17 protein-coding genes are annotated in these 17408 nt (G+C 58.7%); 6 read left to right on the forward strand and 11 right to left on the reverse strand.

Annotated features, from left to right (window positions below):
- The first annotated feature begins 328 nt into the window (after window positions 1-328).
- The 3 genes from ACWR1S_RS22770 to ACWR1S_RS22780 all read left to right on the forward strand — a co-directional run bounded on the left by ACWR1S_RS22770 (window position 329) and on the right by ACWR1S_RS22780 (window position 1555).
- Complete coding sequence (locus ACWR1S_RS22770; RefSeq protein WP_454565109.1) at window positions 329-835, forward strand: BRO-N domain-containing protein; 507 nt, start codon at window positions 329-331, stop codon at window positions 833-835.
- Window positions 836-1038: 203 nt separating this feature from the next.
- Complete coding sequence (locus ACWR1S_RS22775) at window positions 1039-1287, forward strand: CopG family ribbon-helix-helix protein (RefSeq protein ID WP_454565083.1); 249 nt, start codon at window positions 1039-1041, stop codon at window positions 1285-1287.
- Window positions 1265-1555 (forward strand): type II toxin-antitoxin system RelE/ParE family toxin, encoded by a 291-nt coding sequence (locus ACWR1S_RS22780; protein WP_223026401.1) that lies wholly within the window; start codon window positions 1265-1267, stop codon window positions 1553-1555. The genes ACWR1S_RS22775 and ACWR1S_RS22780 overlap by 23 nt, the downstream gene beginning before the upstream one ends.
- A gap of 38 nt (window positions 1556-1593) precedes the next feature.
- On the opposite strand, the gene ACWR1S_RS22785 is transcribed toward ACWR1S_RS22780, so the two are convergent.
- Window positions 1594-1779 (reverse strand): hypothetical protein, encoded by a 186-nt coding sequence (locus ACWR1S_RS22785; protein WP_007908956.1) that lies wholly within the window; start codon window positions 1777-1779, stop codon window positions 1594-1596.
- 400 nt (window positions 1780-2179) lie between these two features.
- Here ACWR1S_RS22785 and ACWR1S_RS22790 point away from each other — a divergent pair, with 400 nt between their 5' ends.
- Window positions 2180-3808 carry a glucan biosynthesis protein D gene (locus tag ACWR1S_RS22790; RefSeq protein ID WP_454565084.1) on the forward strand — a complete coding sequence of 543 codons (1629 nt, stop codon included), beginning with the start codon at window positions 2180-2182 and terminating at the stop codon, window positions 3806-3808.
- A 206-nt stretch (window positions 3809-4014) separates the two neighbouring features.
- Here the strand turns inward: ACWR1S_RS22790 and ACWR1S_RS22795 are convergent, their stop codons facing one another.
- The 3 genes from ACWR1S_RS22795 to ACWR1S_RS22805 form a co-directional block, all read right to left on the reverse strand.
- Window positions 4015-5121: an NADH:flavin oxidoreductase/NADH oxidase gene (locus tag ACWR1S_RS22795; RefSeq protein WP_454565085.1), complete on the reverse strand. Its 1107-nt coding sequence runs from the start codon at window positions 5119-5121 to the stop codon at window positions 4015-4017.
- A 270-nt stretch (window positions 5122-5391) separates the two neighbouring features.
- Window positions 5392-7101, reverse strand: a complete 1710-nt coding sequence (recJ, locus tag ACWR1S_RS22800) for a single-stranded-DNA-specific exonuclease RecJ (RefSeq protein ID WP_095119341.1) — start codon at window positions 7099-7101, stop codon at window positions 5392-5394.
- A gap of 55 nt (window positions 7102-7156) precedes the next feature.
- Window positions 7157-7699: a YaeQ family protein gene (locus ACWR1S_RS22805; protein ID WP_007908961.1), complete on the reverse strand. Its 543-nt coding sequence runs from the start codon at window positions 7697-7699 to the stop codon at window positions 7157-7159.
- 146 nt (window positions 7700-7845) lie between these two features.
- Between ACWR1S_RS22805 and ACWR1S_RS22810 the strand changes: the two genes are divergently transcribed.
- Both ACWR1S_RS22810 and ACWR1S_RS22815 read left to right on the forward strand, forming a co-directional pair.
- Window positions 7846-9045, forward strand: a complete 1200-nt coding sequence (locus ACWR1S_RS22810) for a CaiB/BaiF CoA transferase family protein (protein WP_454565086.1) — start codon at window positions 7846-7848, stop codon at window positions 9043-9045.
- A complete protein-coding gene (locus ACWR1S_RS22815; protein WP_454565087.1) occupies window positions 8993-9952 on the forward strand; it encodes a TIGR02285 family protein in 960 nt (319 codons plus the stop codon). Before ACWR1S_RS22810 ends, ACWR1S_RS22815 begins: the two co-directional genes overlap by 53 nt.
- A 175-nt stretch (window positions 9953-10127) precedes the next feature.
- On the opposite strand, the gene ACWR1S_RS22820 is transcribed toward ACWR1S_RS22815, so the two are convergent.
- From ACWR1S_RS22820 to xerD, 7 genes are all read right to left on the reverse strand, one after another.
- Window positions 10128-10409, reverse strand: a complete 282-nt coding sequence (locus ACWR1S_RS22820) for a DUF3509 domain-containing protein (RefSeq protein WP_454565088.1) — start codon at window positions 10407-10409, stop codon at window positions 10128-10130.
- Window positions 10410-10574: 165 nt separating this feature from the next.
- Complete coding sequence (locus ACWR1S_RS22825) at window positions 10575-10982, reverse strand: response regulator (RefSeq protein ID WP_454565089.1); 408 nt, start codon at window positions 10980-10982, stop codon at window positions 10575-10577.
- Window positions 10983-11098: 116 nt separating this feature from the next.
- Window positions 11099-12472: a transporter substrate-binding domain-containing protein gene (locus tag ACWR1S_RS22830; RefSeq protein WP_454565090.1), complete on the reverse strand. Its 1374-nt coding sequence runs from the start codon at window positions 12470-12472 to the stop codon at window positions 11099-11101.
- A 120-nt stretch (window positions 12473-12592) separates the two neighbouring features.
- Entirely contained in the window at window positions 12593-14002 is a 1410-nt protein-coding gene (thrC, locus tag ACWR1S_RS22835) for a threonine synthase (protein ID WP_454565091.1), read from the reverse strand.
- Between the two features lie 109 nt (window positions 14003-14111).
- Window positions 14112-15416: a homoserine dehydrogenase gene (locus ACWR1S_RS22840; protein WP_007908972.1), complete on the reverse strand. Its 1305-nt coding sequence runs from the start codon at window positions 15414-15416 to the stop codon at window positions 14112-14114.
- A 131-nt stretch (window positions 15417-15547) separates the two neighbouring features.
- Window positions 15548-16279, reverse strand: coding sequence for a bifunctional protein-disulfide isomerase/oxidoreductase DsbC (dsbC, locus tag ACWR1S_RS22845; RefSeq protein ID WP_454565092.1), 732 nt, complete (start codon window positions 16277-16279; stop codon window positions 15548-15550).
- 166 nt (window positions 16280-16445) lie between these two features.
- Window positions 16446-17342, reverse strand: coding sequence for a site-specific tyrosine recombinase XerD (xerD, locus tag ACWR1S_RS22850; RefSeq protein WP_123594924.1), 897 nt, complete (start codon window positions 17340-17342; stop codon window positions 16446-16448).
- Window positions 17343-17408 lie beyond the last annotated feature (66 nt).

Genomic DNA, 17408 nt, shown 5'->3' on the forward strand with positions numbered 1-17408 from the left:
TGCCTGAAAAAGCCCCATTTCCTACGATGTGTGGCGAAAGGGTAGACTTGTCGCCGCAAGCGCCTGACCGATAGGCTTTATCCCGTCGCTGTTCATTCAGCGACCCGGGGTCGAAGCCGGAAACTGTCAACGCGGTGCTTGCATGCCCTCCATTGAATTGTGGCTGTTTCGCAGCTTCAGTTTTGCTTTATGGCGGGCCGTGTGGCGCGGGCCTTCCGGCTTTGCCGCGTTTGACGGGAAGTATCCCGACTTCGAACGCCACGCGGTTCGCCACCCAACTTGTCGAAGAGTTGATGGCGACTTTCCTACTCAAACCGGAAGTCACTACATGTCTGCGCAAATCCAAAATTCATCGTCGACCCACTTCACCCCCACCATCTTCACCCGCCACAACCGCTTCCTCCACGCCTTCATGCAAGATCACGAAGCTTGGTTCTGTGTTCAGGATCTCGGTCGCTTGATGGGCTATCCGCTAAACGAACGTCTCACCCTGAAACTCGATCCCGACCAGCGTCGCCATGTGCTTCTGCGCAGGGACGGCGAAATCGTCGATTGCGCGATGGTCAGCGAATCCGGCCTGTTCGCGCTGCTCGTCCATCACTTCGTTCCGGAAAACCGTCACCTGCGCCATTGGCTGAGCCATGAAGTCATCCCGATGCTGCGCGAAACCCAATCAAGCCCTGTGGAAAACCACCCGAGCTTGAGTTCAATGCATTGGGCAGGCGTCACCGTGCCGTTGCTGCACTGGCAACAGCAGGCGTGGGTCAAATGGCGGGATGTGCCGGAGTTGATGCACGGCCAGCGGCCGTATCCGGTTCAGGGGACTTGTAACTAAATCCTCGTCAAAACCGGTATATCTCTGGCGTCGATTCTGACGTCAGAGTGTTGCGCCAAGCATTTCGCAACACATCTCGACGCTTCGTTCCATTATGGCCCGCTACAGTTTTCTTGGACTGTCGCACGCTCACCGGTTGACGAAGCTCTGGCAGCAGCCTAGGGTGTTTACGTCGTTTACAACGTATACATAGGAATTCTGACATGGCCTCGCCAGTTCTATCTTTCCGCGTCGAAGAATTGTTGGCACAGCAGCTGGATGAACTGGCTGCGGCAACGGACAGAGACCGTCAATACCATCTCAAGCGTGCACTGGTTCGATACGTAGAAGCCGAGTCATGGCATCTACAAGCTATCAGCGAAGGTATCGCAGATGCCGATGCTGGAAATCTCACCGATCTGGATGCCGTGAAGGCTAAGTGGGCAAAACGTGCCGAACGTAGTACTGACTAAAAGGGCTGAAAATGATCTCGATGTCATCCATGAGCACTACCAAGGCCTTTTAGGTTCAGAGGGCTCCTTAGAAATCATCGATTCGATTCTTAAAACATTTCATCAACTTGAACAATTTCCGGGATCAGGGCGGCCGTCGGTCGCCCCCGATATTCGAGAGTTGGTGATGACTCGCTATCCATTCATTGCTCCCTACCGATTGATGCACGGACGCATTCAAATACTTCGTGTTCTGCACCAGCGGGCAGAACGATCGCGGGATTGGTGAACCAGCCGTAAAGGACGGCTGGTTACTTCACACCTCACTCAAAACCGCGAAACACTCCGCATCGCATCCACCAGATACCGCATCGCAATCCGGTCATTCTCCGAAAGCTCTCGATAACGCTCCACCAACTTCACTTCGTCAGAGCTGAGCCGACGCCTTTTGCGGCCGCTGCCCAGGCACGGAAAGATGCCCAGCATGTCGGTGATACCTTGTATTTTTGCCATGGACGATGTCCTTCAATACTTCAAAGAATTGCTAAAACGCCACATCGCCCTGCCCCTTACAGCAGCGCCGTGTGCCCTACCGGTCAGATGGGTCGCACCGGTCATACCCATAGAATAGAAATTAAATCGGCGCTGAAAAGCGGTTTTTAGAGTAATTAGTCGAAAAAAGCAGATATGCCGTGTAAATCAGAACGCGCTGTCAGATTTTTAACCGACATGTCTTGTTTCATTGACACACTGGCGCGGTGAATCAACGAATTTTGCATTGCGAGCGAACCGTTTAAGCTAGCCGGCATCTGTTTATAGTCCGTTGCGTTTGGCCGAAGGCTTGTCCGAACCGTTATTTCTGATCCAGCACGTGCCAGGAAAGGCGCGGGATTGCACACGACAGGTTGTATTTATGCACCGCAGGAATTTGCTCAAAGCGTCCATGGCCATTGCGGCTTACACCGGTCTTTCGGCCACTGGCCTGCTGGCCACCCGAGCGTGGGCGGCCAATGGTGGCGCCGCCGATGGCGAGGCGCAGGCGTTTGACTTCGAAGCGCTGAAGCGCCAGGCCAAGCAACTGGCTGGCAGTGCCTATCAGGACACCAAGCAGGTGCTGCCGCCGACGCTGGCGACCATGACCCCGCAAAACTTCAACGCGATCCGCTATGACGGCGAGCATTCGCTGTGGAAGGAGAACAAGGGTCAGCTGGACGTGCAGTTCTTCCACGTCGGTATGGGGTTCCGCCAGCCGGTGCGCATGTACAGCGTCGACCCCAAGACCCGCACAGCCCGCGAAGTGCATTTCCGCCCGGCGCTGTTCAACTATGAAAACACCTCGGTCGACACTCAGCAGCTCAAAGGCGATCTGGGTTTTGCCGGATTCAAGCTGTTCAAGGCGCCGGAACTCGATCGCCATGACGTGGTGTCGTTCCTCGGCGCCAGTTATTTCCGCGCAGTGGATGCGACTGGCCAATATGGCCTCTCCGCGCGCGGTCTGGCGATCGACACTTATGCGAAGAAACGCGAAGAGTTCCCTGACTTCACCAAGTTCTGGTTCGAGACACCGGACAAGAACGCCACGCGTTTTGTGGTCTACGCCCTGCTCGACTCGCCGAGTGCGACCGGCGCCTATCGCTTTGATATCGATTGCCAGGCCGAGCGCGTGGTGATGGAGATCGACGCGCACATCAATGCACGCACCGCCATCGAGCAACTGGGCATCTCGCCGATGACCAGCATGTTCAGCTGCGGCAACCACGAACGGCGCATGTGCGACACCATTCACCCGCAAATCCACGACTCGGATCGCCTGGCCATGTGGCGCGGCAACGGCGAGTGGATCTGCCGGCCGCTGAACAACCCGGCGACGCTGCAGTTCAACGCCTTTGCCGACACCGATCCGAAAGGTTTTGGTCTGGTGCAGACCGACCACGAATTCGCCAACTATCAGGACACCGTCGACTGGTACAGCAAGCGTCCGAGCCTGTGGGTAGAACCGACCACCGCGTGGGGCGAAGGCTCTATCGATCTGCTGGAAATTCCTACCACCGGGGAAACCCTCGACAACATCGTGGCGTTCTGGACACCGAAAAAACCGGTGGCTGCCGGGGATTCGTTGAATTATGGCTACAAGCTTTACTGGAGCGCGCTGCCGCCGGTGAGTACGCCGCTGGCGCGAGTGCAGGCAACCCGTTCCGGCATGGGCGGTTTCGTTGAAGGCTGGGCACCGGGCGAGCATTATCCGCCGGTCTGGGCGCGTCGTTTTGCCGTGGACTTCACCGGGGGCGGTCTGGATCGACTGCCGCAAGGTACCGGGATCGAGCCGGTGGTGACGTGCTCGAACGGTAAAGTGCAGGACTTCAGCGTGCTGGTGCTGGATGACATCAAGGGTTACCGCATCCTGTTTGACTGGTACCCGACCAATGACAGTGTGGAGCCGGTGGAGCTGCGTTTGTTCATTCGCACCAATGACCGCACGTTGAGCGAGACCTGGTTGTATCAGTACTTCCCGCCGGCGCCGGATAAGCGTAAGTACCCTTGATGATTCTTTAGCGTCTGATTGGGCCTCATCGCGAGCAGGCTCACTCCTACATTTAATCTGCGTCGAACACACATTCTGTGTACGGCAGAATCCCTGTAGGAGTGAGCCTGCTCGCGATAGCATCCGCCCAGTCAACACAAAACCACTCACCAGAAAAAAAGCCCCGGCCATCACTGACCGGGGCTTTTTGCTTTATTGCGACTGACTCAATCGCGCAAATCAGACTCATGAATCGGCTGATCCCGATGAGTCGCACGCTGATACTGCGCCGGCCACACCGCTTTGCGCCCACCGAGATCATCGTCGGCATGCAACGGCCAGTACGGATCACGCAGCAGTTCCCGTGCGAGGAAGATGATATCAGCCTGACAGGTGCGCAGAATGTGCTCGGCCTGCGCCGGCTCGGTAATCATTCCCACGGTGCCGGTGGCGATGCCTGACTCCTTGCGCACACGTTCGGCGAAGCGTGTCTGATAACCCGGCCCAACCGGAATTTCCGCGTTGGCTGCCGTTCCACCCGACGACACATCGATCAGATCCGCGCCCAAAGTGTGCAGACGTCGCGCCAGCTCCACGGTTTCATCCGGGTTCCAGCCGTCCTCAACCCAGTCGGTGGCGGATACGCGAACAAACACCGGCAACTCCTCAGGCCAGACCGCCCTCACCGCTTCGGTCACTTGCAGCACCAGACGAATGCGGTTTTCAAACGAACCACCGTACTGATCCCGGCGCTGATTGCTCAACGGCGATAGAAACTGATGCAGCAGATAACCATGCGCGGCGTGTACCTCAACCACGCTGAAACCCGCCGTCAACGCTCGTTTCGCGGCATCGACAAACGCCTGAATGACGTCGGCAATCTGCCCTTCATCCAGCTGTCTGGGCTGCGTGTGTTGCGGATCAAAGGCAATCGGCGACGGCCCGACCGGGGTCCAGCCGCCATCATCCGGTTTGACGCTGCCATGCTTGCCGATCCACGGCCGATGGGTGCTGGCCTTGCGCCCGGCGTGGGCCAATTGAATACCGGCGACTGCGCCCTGGGACGTGATGAAGCGGGTGATGCGTTGCAGCGGTTCGATCTGTTCGTCGTTCCACAGGCCCAGGTCTTCGGCGGTGATCCGCCCGTCGGCCGTGACCGCCGTGGCTTCGGTGAAGACCAGACCGGCGCCGCCCACGGCGCGGCTGCCGAGGTGCACCAAGTGCCAGTCGTTGGCCAGGCCATCGACGCTCGAGTATTGGCACATCGGGGAGACGGCGATGCGGTTGGGCAGGGTCAGTTGGCGCAGGGTGAAGGGTTCAAGCAGCAGACTCATGGGGCACCTCTCAAATCAGTGGGCAGGCTCCAGGGTTCTGTTTGAATAGTCGACGAGTGACAGGAAAAAGGTGCAGCACCCGCCCCCGCGGGCAAAAAATTCGACAAGACGTCACAAGGCCAATCAAGCAGTGCTTAGAGCCTAGTCGACAACGGGGGATCGCGGGAAATTCAAGAAAAGATCGTCCGATCGCGGCCCGAACCTTCGGCAGCTCCTGCAGGAAACCGCATTCCCATGTAGGAACTGCCGCAGGCTGCGATCTTTTGATCTTCAGCGCGGTTCGATGTGGGCAATCATCAACTGAACGGTTTCATTACCCCGAAACTCATTAACGTCGAGCTTATAAGCCAGTTCAACCCACTGAATCGTCGGGTTCGGCCAGATATCGCGATCAACGCCAAAGGCAATGCCATCCAGCTTCACCGAACCACACTCGCTCTTCAGCACCACTTTCAAATGCCGCTCGCCGACCACCCGCTGTTCGACCAACTGAAACACGCCATGAAACAGCGGCTCCGGGAAATGCTGTCCCCAAGGCCCGGCATGGCGCAGGGCGCGAGCCAGTTCGAGGTGGAATTCTTCGACCGCCAGCGTGCCATCGGTCAGCATCCGTCCGGTCAGGTCGTCTTCGCGAAGTTGCCTACGCACTTCAGCGTCGAATGCCTCGGCGAAAAGCGGAAAATTCTCCTGCGGCAAGGTCAGACCGGCCGCCATAGCGTGGCCACCGTACTTGGCGATCAGGTTGGGGTGCTGCGCCGCGACCACACTCAGGGCATCACGAATATGGAAGCCCTGAACAGAGCGCCCCGAGCCCTTGAGCAAACCATCACCCGCATCCGCAAAGGCAATGGTCGGGCGGAAGTAACGCTCTTTCATCCGCGACGCGAGAATACCGATCACGCCCTGGTGCCACTCAGGATCGAACAGGCACAGACCAAACGGCATCGACTCGACCGGCAAGTCCTTGAGCTGCGCCAGCGCTTCACGCTGCATGCCCTGCTCGATGGATTTGCGATCCTGGTTCATGCCGTCCAGTTGCGCGGCCATTTCCCGGGCCAGATTGGCGTCGGCGGTGAGCAGGCATTCGATGCCCAGGCTCATGTCATCCAGACGCCCGGCGGCGTTGAGGCGCGGGCCGACGATGAAGCCGAGATCCGTTGAAGTAATGCGTGCAGCGTCACGCTTGGCCACTTCAAGGATCGCTTTGATCCCCGGCCGTGCGCGACCGGCGCGAATGCGTTCGAGGCCTTGATGCACCAGAATCCGGTTGTTGGCATCGAGCGGCACCACGTCGGCGACGCTGCCCAGCGCCACCAGATCGAGCAGTTCGCCGATGTTCGGCTGCGGTTTGTTCTCGTACCAGCCGAGGCTGCGCAGGCGCGCGCGCAACGCCATCAACACATAGAAAATCACCCCGACGCCGGCCAATGCCTTGCTCGGAAACTCGCAACCTGGCTGATTCGGATTGACCAGCGCGTCGGCCAATGGCAGTTCATCGCCCGGCAAGTGGTGATCGGTGATCAGCACTTTGAGGCCATGGCGTTTGGCGGCAGCCACGCCTTCGACGCTGGAGATGCCGTTGTCCACGGTGACCAGCAAATGCGGCTCGCGGGTCATCGCAACTTCGACGATTTCCGGGGTCAAGCCGTAGCCATATTCAAAGCGGTTCGGTACCAGATAATCAACATGTGCTGCACCGAGCAGACGCAAGCCAAGCATGCCAACAGTGCTGGCCGTCGCACCGTCCGCATCGAAGTCGCCGACGATGAGGATGCGCTGGCGTTGCTCCAGCGCCGTCACCAGCAAGTCCACCGCCGCATCAATGCCCTTGAGTTGCTGGAACGGGATCAACCGCGCCAGACTCTTGTCCAGCTCTGCCTCGGATTGCACGCCCCGCGCCGCGTACAGGCGGGTCAGCAGCGGCGGAATATCACCGAGAAAAGGCAGAGTTTCGGGCAGTTGACGAGGTTCGATACGCATGGGGTGACGGAGACTTCTCTTGATTACGTGGGATTATTCCGGTGGTGACGCGGGATCAGCCGCGCTCACCTTGCAGCCATTGCAACTGGACTTCGTGCTGACCACGGTCGTCGGTGACGAAGATCGTCCCTTCGCTGATCATCACGTCCCACTTGATAACGCGGGGCATGTCCTTGGCCAGGGTTTCCAGCACTTCTTGCGGGACTGCTGCGATGTTGACGTTCTTCAGATTCTTGATTGCCGGGATCACTTTGGTTTCCCAGACGCGCAGGCTGCCGTAGGCGAGCAGGCTAGTGCGTTCGGTACGACGCGAGCACCAGGTCAGACGGTCGGCGTCTGGCTGGCCGACTTCGATCCAGTGCAGAACACGGTCGTCCAGGCTCTTTTCCCACAGCGCAGGTTCATCCACGTCTGACAGACCGCGACCAAACGACAACTGCTCGTTGTACCAGAGGGCGTAGGCCAGCAGGCGCACGGTCATGCGCTCTTCGGTTTCCGAAGGGTGACGGGCGATGGTCTGCTTGACGCTCTCGTAGACACTGCGGTCGAGGTCGGTGAGGTTCAGTTCAAATTTGTAGGTAGTGGACGGCTGGGCCATGAACGGGCTTCTTGATACGAGGAAAGTCGGCAAGTCTAACCGATGCGGTAGGCAATCATCGAATTGATGGCGATCAACCTGCGGCGTCTGACAGCCGGCTATGTTAAAACGCTGTATCCGCTCAGCCTTGTCCTACAGGATTTCGCATGCCGTTCACCAGCAAACCGCTCTCGGGTCTGAAAGTCATTGAATTGGGTACGTTGATAGCCGGGCCATTTGCTTCGCGTATCTGTGGCGAGTTCGGCGCCGAGGTGATTAAGATCGAGTCACCGGACGGCGGTGATCCGTTGCGTAAATGGCGAAAGCTGTACGAAGGCACGTCCTTGTGGTGGTTCGTTCAGGCACGCAACAAGAAGTCGCTGACGCTGAACCTCAAACACCCTGACGGTTTGGCGATCCTGAAAAAACTGCTCAGCGAAGCCGACATCCTCATCGAGAACTTCCGCCCCGGCGTTTTGGAAAAGCTTGGCCTGAGCTGGCAAACCCTGCACGCCTTGAACCCGAAACTGGTGATGGTGCGCCTGTCCGGTTTCGGCCAGACCGGGCCGATGAAGGATCAGCCGGGCTTCGGCGCGGTCGGCGAGTCCATGGGCGGTTTGCGCTACATCACCGGTTTCGAGGACCGGCCGCCGGTGCGCACCGGCATCTCCATCGGCGATTCGATTGCCGCACTGTGGGGCGTGATCGGTGCGCTGATGGCACTGCGTCATCGCGAGGTCAACGGTGGCCTCGGCCAGGTAGTCGATGTGGCGCTGTATGAAGCGATTTTCGCAATGATGGAAAGCATGGTGCCGGAATTCGACGTGTTCGGTTTTATCCGCGAGCGCAGCGGCAACATCATGCCAGGCATTACACCCTCTTCGATTCACACCAGCGCTGACGGCAAACATGTGCAGATCGGCGCCAACGGTGACGCGATCTTCAAACGCTTCATGCTGATCATCGGCCGCGAAGACCTGGCCAACGATCCGACACTGGCCAGCAACGACGGGCGCGATAATCGCCGCGACGAGCTGTATGGCGTGATTGATCGCTGGGTCAATTCGCTGCCATTGCAAAGCGTACTCGACCTGCTCAATCAGGCCGAAGTACCGGCCAGCCGGATCTTCAGCGCCGAGGACATGTTCAACGACCCGCAGTACCTGGCCCGCGAAATGTTCCTGCATGCCAAGCTGCCGGACGGCAAAGACTTCAAGATGCCGGGCATCGTGCCGAAACTCTCTGAGACACCGGGCAGTTCAGAATGGGTCGGACCGCAACTGGGTGAACACAATACGCAGGTACTTCACGACCTTGGCTACGACGAGAGACAGATCGCCAAGCTGCGCGAAGACGGAGCCATTTAAGCTGAAGCGTCCACCGCCATCGCACGCCAACCGCGCCCACCCTTGGTGGACGTGGCGACTGTTCGGCCTGTTGTTTTTGCTCGCTGTGTCGACTGGCGTACAGGCAAAACCGACGCTGATCTGGCTGCTGCGCGACTTGCCGCCACTGACCATTTTCGAAGGCCCGAAAAAAGGTCAGGGCGTGATCGACCAACTGATGCCGTTGCTGATCGCCGGCATGCCGCAATATGAACACACGCTGATGCGGGTCAATCGCGCCCGCGGTCTGCAAATGCTCCACGAAAATCCATTTGCCTGTGACCCCGCGCTGCTGTGGAACAAGGAGCGCGCGCAGTGGGTCGCGTATTCGATTCCGGCGATCCGTGCCGTGAGCAATGGTCTGGTCGTTCGCCAGCAAGATCGCTCGGTACTCGAACCGTATCTGATCGACGGTGAGGTCGATCTGTCCGCGCTGCTGGCCGCTACGGAGCGCAAAGTCGGTGTGGTGGCGGAGCGCAGCTATGGCGAGTACATCGACACCCTTTTGCATCAAGCGCCCAGTGGCGCGCTGACTGCGCATTACGGCAACGATGCGCTGACCAATCTGCTGTCGATGCAGCGCCTCGGGCGGTTGCAGGTGGTGTTGGGCTATTGGCCAGAGATTCGCTATCAGGCGAAACAGGCGCAGATCAATGAAGATGAGCTGGAGTTCTATCCGATTCAGGGCAACGGGAAGTATCTGTCAGGTTACGTCGCCTGTTCCGACACCACGCAGGGTCGTCAGGCCATTACCGAGATCAACCATCTGCTGCGCACCCTGCCGCATGAACAGCTGAATCAGCTCTACGCCGCATGGCTGGACCCTGAAAGACGTGAGGATTATCTGCAGGAGGCCCGCAGGTTTTTCGAACATCAGGCAGCGCAATAAGCAAACGCCGGACAAAAGAAACCCCGAGAAGTGGGGAGACGACTCGGGGTTAAACGTGGTCTACAAAGGACCCGTAGCAGCAAGCGACAAGCACCGGAGCACAATGCTTGATCCTGCTGTTATGGGGTCTGACTGACAGGGATGCAGGAAGGTTCCCACAAAAAATATTTCATGTTTACAGCGCCGGACGTTTGTCCAGGGCTGCGTTGCGCAATGCCGCGATCACACAGGGCTCCAGCCTTCCTTCAGCGATCAGAACATCGCGGTGCAAGCCGTCAACGACATCGGTCAACTGGCGCTTGTCGGTCAGTTGCGTCTGATTGAATTCGCGTTCCACCACAATGGCGCCGCTGCTGTTCTTCAAGGTCACCAGGCATTCGCCATGGGAACCGCTTGGAGACAACGAAACCTGATACGGGCTCAGAGCCTCACCGAGCAATAGACTGATACTTTCCATCTCGATCTCCACTCAATAGTCCGAAAACTGTGTGCCTGGGGCGTGTTCACAATAAATGACCACCGGCCCGAGAAGAAAGTTCTGCATACCGATTGCCCCGTTCCTGGAGTGTCACCGGTCTGTCAGAGCATGCACGGCGAAGATGACAAAAAAATAACCATCGCGTCAGACCCCGCGCGGTGGCGAAGCGGCGATCAGGTAACTGTCGAGCAAACCGCGCATCAACACCGCCGACACCGGGGTTTGCAGACGCCCCAGCAGGCGCACGTGATGTTCGCCAAGCAAAGGCTGGAGATCGTTCAGCAAGCTCGGTGCGACCGTTCCCAGCAGGATCAGCGCGTGTGCCTCATGCTGAACCGCCAGATGATGGATCAGCGCCAGACCATCGCCACCCTTGAGCTGCGGATCGCAAATGGCGATATCGACCACACCGCGATGGCCCAATGAAGACAGAGCTGACGCCAGCGACGGCGCCGTCAGTACGTCATAGATGCCGATGGCATTGAGCATTTGATGCAATGCCATCAGCTGGAACGGATTGGGTTCAAGTATCAGGACTTTAAGCGAGCGCATAAGCGACCTCTGAAGCGACAATCGCGGACTCTCACCGCAGTGGTTGTCACTCTAGGGCAGCCGTCCTAAGCCTCCCATCGGAAAAGTAGCCGCGTCGTATAGGACATTTCCCATCTTCACTGCGGACATCGACACCCACTCTCAGTGCGGCGCTGGGTGATGTCCGTCCAGCCACCCAATAGCCCACGCAATTTACCGTCGGCACTGTAGAACGGCACCGTCCATTGATAGACCTCACGGGTGCCGCTCTTGAACTGCAATCGCCGTTTGCTGAAACGCGACTTGCGCGTGCGCAACTGCACCATGAACTCATCGTGCAACATCAGCGCCGTCGCTTCGGGCAACGCGTTGACCTCGATCAACAACCGCCCCAGCACTTGATCAAGTCGAATCGACAGTGCGTCCTCATAACTGCGGTTGCACATGATCAGTCGCCCTTGCAGATCGCGGACAAACACCGGATCGGGCATGGAATCGATCAGTGCATGCTGAAACGCCAGTTGATCGCCCAGATCCTGTTCCGCCTCGCGCCGCAGCTTGATCACTGCCGCCAGACGCCGATTCCACACCAGAGACAGCAGGCCGAATACGCCAAGTCCGCCCATGCCCCAGCAGCCCCACTCGAGCAGCTGCTGCCAGACCGACGGCACGGGCGCCGGTGCAATACCTTCCAGCCATTTCAGGCGGATGGCGCGCAATTCCGCCGCAGGAAACGCCTCAAGCGCCTTGTTGAGAATACTCAGCAGCACCGGCATGCCTTTGCGCACGGCGAGGTTATCGGCTTCCCATTTGCCCTCGACCAGACCGCCTACCTTGAGCATGCCCAAGGGGTAAAGTTGCGCGCCGATTTCGTTTTCGATGGTGGCGTAGGCATCACCGCTCTCGACCAGCGCCCTTGCCTCGGCGTAGGTCTTGACCGAGCGAATCTCGATTGAAGGAAAATCACGCCGGATCATGTCTTCCAGCGCATGGCGGGCCGGCAACACCAAAACCCGTTTGCTCAATTGCTCGAAAGATTCGAGCCGCGGTGCGTCAGCATGACCGACAAACACCCAGCCTGCGCCGCCGAAAGCGTGGCTGTAATCCAGAAAGGCTTTGCGCTCCTCGCTCATGGCCAGGGTCGTACTGATATCGGCCGCTCCGCTCTCCAGACGTTCAAGCATGTGATCGGTGGAAAACGACTCCTGATGCACAAACTGCAGTCCGGTCATCGCCGTCACGTGCTTGAGCACATCGTTGTTCAAACCGCTCCACTGCCCGTGTTCATCCTGAAACAGATACAACGGGTACTGCACCGACGTCACCGTCACTTTGGGGTTGTCACGAATCCATTGGCGCTCATGCGCAGCCAGTTCGATGGGCTGGACTCTGGACGCCACGCCGTCGTCGTGCAGCGCCAATTGAGCCGCCACGCTGCAGCGCATCAACCCCAGTAATCCGAACAAAAACACCACACCCAGTGCCGGTTTCAAACCTCTATAAAACAGCATTGCCACTTCCTTCGTGATCGACTCACCCGTCCTTCGTGGGTGAAAACCCGAGCAGTGTGGCAGCAGAAACAAAAAAGCCCGTCAGGAGACGGGCTTCAAAATGTGACAGCTTTTGCAAGCTTAAAGCGGCTTGCCGCGGTTGCCATGCTGGCTGACAAAGGCTTGCACGGCTTTCAGCTCATTTGGCAAAACGGTGCAACGCTCGTTTCGCTCAAACAAATCAGAAAGATGTGCAGGTAGTTCGAGCGCTTTTCCTACACCAGCTTTCTCTACTGCATCCGGGAATTTCACCGGGTGCGCAGTGCCGAGGATGACCATCGGGATGTCCAGGCTGCGCCGGCATTCGCGTGCAGCCTTGACGCCGATCGCGGTGTGCGGATCCAGCACTTCGCCGGTCTGCTCGTAGACTTCAGCAATGGTTTCGCAGGTCTGTGCATCGTCCACGGCCAGCGAGTCGAACAGTTTGCGTGCTTCAGTCCAGCGCTCCTGCTCGACGCTGAAACCACCGCCCTGCTTGAACGAATCCATCAAACCGGCAATCGCCGCGCCGTTGCGACCGTGCAGGTCGAACAGCAGGCGTTCGAAGTTCGACGAGACCATGATGTCCATCGACGGCGACAGCGTGGCGTGCAGGGTGTCCTTGACGTACTGATTGCCGCTCATGAAGCGGTGCAGGATGTCGTTGCGGTTGGTGGCGACGATCAGTTGGTTGATCGGCAGACCCATGTTGCGTGCCAGGTAACCGGCGAAGATGTCGCCGAAGTTGCCGGTCGGCACCGAGAACGATACCGAACGCGCCGGGCCGCCCAACTGCAGGGCTGCGTGGAAGTAGTAAACGATCTGGGCCATGATCCGCGCCCAGTTGATCGAGTTCACCGCCACCAGACGCGTACCTTTGAGGAAGCTCTGATCGGCGAAGCTCGCCTTGACCATTTCCTGGCAGTCATCGAAGTTGCCTTCGATGGCGATGTTATGGATGTTCTCGCCGAAAATCGTGGTCATCTGCCGGCGCTGCACTTCGGACACACGATTGTGTGGGTGCAGGATGAAGATATCGACGTTCTCGCAGTGCTTGCAGCCTTCGATGGCGGCCGAACCGGTATCACCGGAAGTAGCGCCAACGATGACGACGCGCTCGCCGCGCTTTTCCAGCACGTAGTCGAGCAGACGACCGAGCAGTTGCAGGGCGAAGTCCTTGAACGCCAAGGTCGGGCCGTGGAACAGCTCCAGCACCCATTCGTTGCCGTTCAGCTGACGCAGCGGCGCGACGGCGCTGTGCGAGAACACGCCGTAGGTTTCTTCAAGAATCTTTTTGAAATCGGCGTCCGGGATGCTGCCGGTGACGAACGGGCGCATCACCCGGAAGGCCAGCTCGTGATAGGGCAGGCCGGCCCAGGAAGCGATTTCTTCCTGGGTGAAACGTGGCAGGTTTTCCGGAACGTACAGACCGCCGTCGGTCGCCAGACCGGCCAGCAGGACATCTTCGAAATTCAGGGCCGGTGCCTGGCCGCGGGTACTGATATAACGCATGATTTCAAACCTTCGGTTTGAGCTTCAAGTTACGAGCTACAAGCTGCAAGTAAAAGCCAGACCGCTTTTCTCTTGCCGCTTGCAGCTCGAAGCTTGCAGCTGCTTCTGTTTAGTTCAGGTGCTCGACGCGGATCCGCACAACCGGACCATTCACGCCGGCCAGCGCTTCGAGGGCGGCGATGGCATCGTTGATGCGCTGCTCGACCACACGGTGGGTCAGCAGGATCATCGGCACCAGACCGTCGTGTTCCTCGACTTCCTTCTGCATGATCGACTCGATGTTGATGCCGCGCTCCGAGAGGATGCTCGCCACCTGAGCGAGTACGCCCGGATGGTCCTTGGCCTGAATACGCAGGTAATACGCGCTTTCGCAGGCTTCGATCGGCAGGATCGGATGGGCCGACAGCGAGTCCGGCTGGAAGGCCAGATGCGGTACACGGTTTTCCGGATCGGAAGTCATGGCGCGAACCACATCGACCAAATCAGCGATCACCGACGAAGCGGTGGGCTCCATGCCAGCGCCCGCGCCGTAGAACAGCGTCGAACCGGCGGCGTCACCGTTGACCATCACCGCGTTCATCACGCCGTTGACGTTGGCGATCAGGCGATCGGCCGGGATCAGCGTCGGGTGCACGCGCAACTCGATGCCAGCGGCAGTGCTGCGCGCCACGCCGAGGTGCTTGATGCGGTAGCCCAGCGCTTCGGCGTAGTTGACGTCAGCGGTGGTCAGTTTGGTGATGCCTTCGGTGTAAGCCTTGTCGAATTGCAGCGGAATGCCGAACGCGATGGAGGCCAGAATCGTCAGCTTGTGCGCGGCGTCGATGCCTTCAACGTCGAAGGTCGGATCGGCTTCGGCGTAACCCAGTGCCTGGGCTTCGGCCAGCACGTCTTCGAAGGTACGGCCCTTCTCGCGCATTTCGGTGAGGATGAAGTTGCCGGTGCCGTTGATGATCCCGGCGACCCAGTTGATGCGGTTGGCGGACAGGCCTTCACGGATCGCCTTGATCACCGGAATGCCACCGGCCACGGCCGCTTCGAACGCCACGATCACGCCTTTCTCGCGTGCCTTGGCGAAAATTTCATTACCGTGAACGGCAATCAGAGCCTTGTTCGCGGTGACCACATGCTTGCCATTCTCGATGGCCTTGAGTACCAGCTCGCGGGCAACGGTGTAGCCGCCCATCAGCTCTATGACGATGTCGATCTCAGGGTTCGTGGCCACTTCGAAGACATCGTTGGTAATCGCAATACCGGTCGTCTGGAACTGAGGCTTTGGCGTGCGCATGGCAATTTGTGCCACTTCGATCCCACGCCCGGCACGACGAGCAATTTCCTCGGCGTTGCGCTGAAGTACGTTGAAGGTACCGCCACCGACGGTCCCTAACCCACAGATGCCTACTTTGACCGGATTCACTGTGAACTCCCCATAAAACGGCCGACGCGGAGTCGGCCGGAAAACAACCGCGTGCTCGCGGCTCTCTATTAATGGCCCGGCGATGCTGCTGCCGGACCATGATCGTCAGGGCTGACCGTGACGATGCGAATTTACTTCGCGCCCAGCGCCAGTTTGGCGACTTGTGGCGCAGGCTGGTAGCCCGGAATCACTTGTCCGTCAGCCAAAACGATGGCCGGTGTACCGTTCACGCCGATCGACTGACCAAGGGCGAACTGTTTGGCAACCGGGTTCTCGCACTTGGCGGCCTTGATTTCCTTGCCATCGACCATTTTGTCCATGGCGGCTTTCTTGTCTTTCGAGCACCACACGGCTTGCAGTTGCTCGTCACCCGGCGAGTTCAGACCCTGACGCGGGAACGCGACATAGCGTACTTCGATGCCGCGCTTGTTCAGCTCAGGCACTTCGGCGTGCAGCTTGTGGCAGTACGGGCAGGTGGTGTCGGTGAACACGGTAATGTGCGATTTGGTTTCGCCCACGGCCGGGTAAACCACGGTTTCGGCCACCGGGATGGCATTGATCAGTTTGGAGATGCCCAGGCGTTCGGTCTTCTCGGTCAGGTTGACCGGTTTGCCGTCCTTGAGCTCGAACAGGTAGCCCTGCACGATGTACTGGCCATCGGCGCTGGCGTAGAGCACGCGGCTGCCCTTGAGCTTGACTTCGTACATGCCCGGCAGCGGGCTGGCGCTGATGCTTTCTACCGGAACCTCGAGTTCGAGTTTTTCCAGGCTTTGACGAATGGCTTTGTCGGCCGCGTCATCGGCGACGGCAAAGGTGCTGACCAACGCAATGGCTGCGGCGGCGAAAATCTGGGTCAGACGCATGAGAACTCCTGAAGGCGGACAAATGAAACGATCAGAACGCCCGTGTCGGAACACCGGGTCATAACCGTCCATCGTGCAAACCGGCAAAGCCTAACACATAAGGCCACGGTGGCCGAATGCGCCTGTCGCCACACAGCACACCCACCTCATGGAGGGAGATTTGTGTTCAGCCGCGCGGGTGGTGTTTGGCGTGCAGGTCTTGCAGGCGCGCGCGCGCGACGTGGGTGTAGATTTGCGTGGTGGAAAGGTCGCTGTGGCCGAGCAGCATCTGCACCACGCGCAAATCCGCGCCATGGTTGAGCAGGTGTGTGGCAAACGCATGGCGTAAGGTGTGCGGCGACAGCGACTTGCCGATGCCCGCTACCTTGGCCTGATGCTTGATCCGGTGCCAGAACGTCTGGCGAGTCATCTGCTCGCCGCGCTGGCTGGGGAACAGCACATCACTGGGCCGACCGCCGAGCAGTTCGCCACGGCCATCACGCATATAGCGCTCGATCCAGACAATCGCCTCCTCGCCCATCGGCACCAATCGTTCCTTGCTACCCTTGCCCATCACTCGTAATACGCCCTGGCGCAAATTGACCTGCTCCAGCGTCAGACTGACCAGCTCAGTCACCCGCAAACCGCACGCGTACAACACTTCGAGCATGGCGCGGTCACGCTGGCCGATGGCTTCGCTCAAATCGGGTGCCTTGAGCAGCGCCTCGACATCGGCTTCCGACAGAGATTTGGGCAATGGCCTACCAAGTTGCGGCATGTCGACGCGCAAGGTCGGGTCGACGCTGATCAGCTTTTCCCGCAGCAGATAGCGATAAAAGCCACGCACGCCGGAGAGAAATCTCGCCGTGGAGCGCGGTTTGTAGTTCTGCTCCAGACGCCAGGCCAAGTGATCAAGAATCAACTCGCGACCGGCATTGATCAGTTCCAGGTTTTTCTCCTGCAACCAGCCATTAAACAGCGCCAGATCACTGCGATAGGCACCACGGGTATTATCGGACAGGCCCTTCTCCAGCCATAAAGCGTCGAGGAATTGGTCAATCAATGGATGGTCGATGGCAGGCATGGGCGCTCAAGACACACAGCTTCAAAGACTGCGCGCAAATGTAGAGTGAACTGTAGGAATGGGCGC

This window comes from Pseudomonas sp. AIG (genome assembly GCF_977020205.1).

What these genes read in the sequence shown, in the direction of transcription:
- ACWR1S_RS22770 (WP_454565109.1), top strand. Translation starts at nt 329, where the DNA reads ATGTCTGCGCAAATCCAAAATTCATCGTCGACCCACTTCACCCCCACC.
- ACWR1S_RS22775 (WP_454565083.1), top strand. Translation starts at nt 1,039, where the DNA reads ATGGCCTCGCCAGTTCTATCTTTCCGCGTCGAAGAATTGTTGGCACAG.
- ACWR1S_RS22785 (WP_007908956.1), bottom strand. Translation starts at nt 1,779, where the DNA reads ATGGCAAAAATACAAGGTATCACCGACATGCTGGGCATCTTTCCGTGC.
- ACWR1S_RS22790 (WP_454565084.1), top strand. Translation starts at nt 2,180, where the DNA reads ATGCACCGCAGGAATTTGCTCAAAGCGTCCATGGCCATTGCGGCTTAC.
- ACWR1S_RS22795 (WP_454565085.1), bottom strand. Translation starts at nt 5,121, where the DNA reads ATGAGTCTGCTGCTTGAACCCTTCACCCTGCGCCAACTGACCCTGCCC.
- recJ (WP_095119341.1), bottom strand. Translation starts at nt 7,101, where the DNA reads ATGCGTATCGAACCTCGTCAACTGCCCGAAACTCTGCCTTTTCTCGGT.
- ACWR1S_RS22805 (WP_007908961.1), bottom strand. Translation starts at nt 7,699, where the DNA reads ATGGCCCAGCCGTCCACTACCTACAAATTTGAACTGAACCTCACCGAC.
- ACWR1S_RS22810 (WP_454565086.1), top strand. Translation starts at nt 7,846, where the DNA reads ATGCCGTTCACCAGCAAACCGCTCTCGGGTCTGAAAGTCATTGAATTG.
- ACWR1S_RS22820 (WP_454565088.1), bottom strand. Translation starts at nt 10,409, where the DNA reads ATGGAAAGTATCAGTCTATTGCTCGGTGAGGCTCTGAGCCCGTATCAG.
- ACWR1S_RS22825 (WP_454565089.1), bottom strand. Translation starts at nt 10,982, where the DNA reads ATGCGCTCGCTTAAAGTCCTGATACTTGAACCCAATCCGTTCCAGCTG.
- ACWR1S_RS22830 (WP_454565090.1), bottom strand. Translation starts at nt 12,472, where the DNA reads ATGCTGTTTTATAGAGGTTTGAAACCGGCACTGGGTGTGGTGTTTTTG.
- thrC (WP_454565091.1), bottom strand. Translation starts at nt 14,002, where the DNA reads ATGCGTTATATCAGTACCCGCGGCCAGGCACCGGCCCTGAATTTCGAA.
- dsbC (WP_454565092.1), bottom strand. Translation starts at nt 16,279, where the DNA reads ATGCGTCTGACCCAGATTTTCGCCGCCGCAGCCATTGCGTTGGTCAGC.
- xerD (WP_123594924.1), bottom strand. Translation starts at nt 17,342, where the DNA reads ATGCCTGCCATCGACCATCCATTGATTGACCAATTCCTCGACGCTTTA.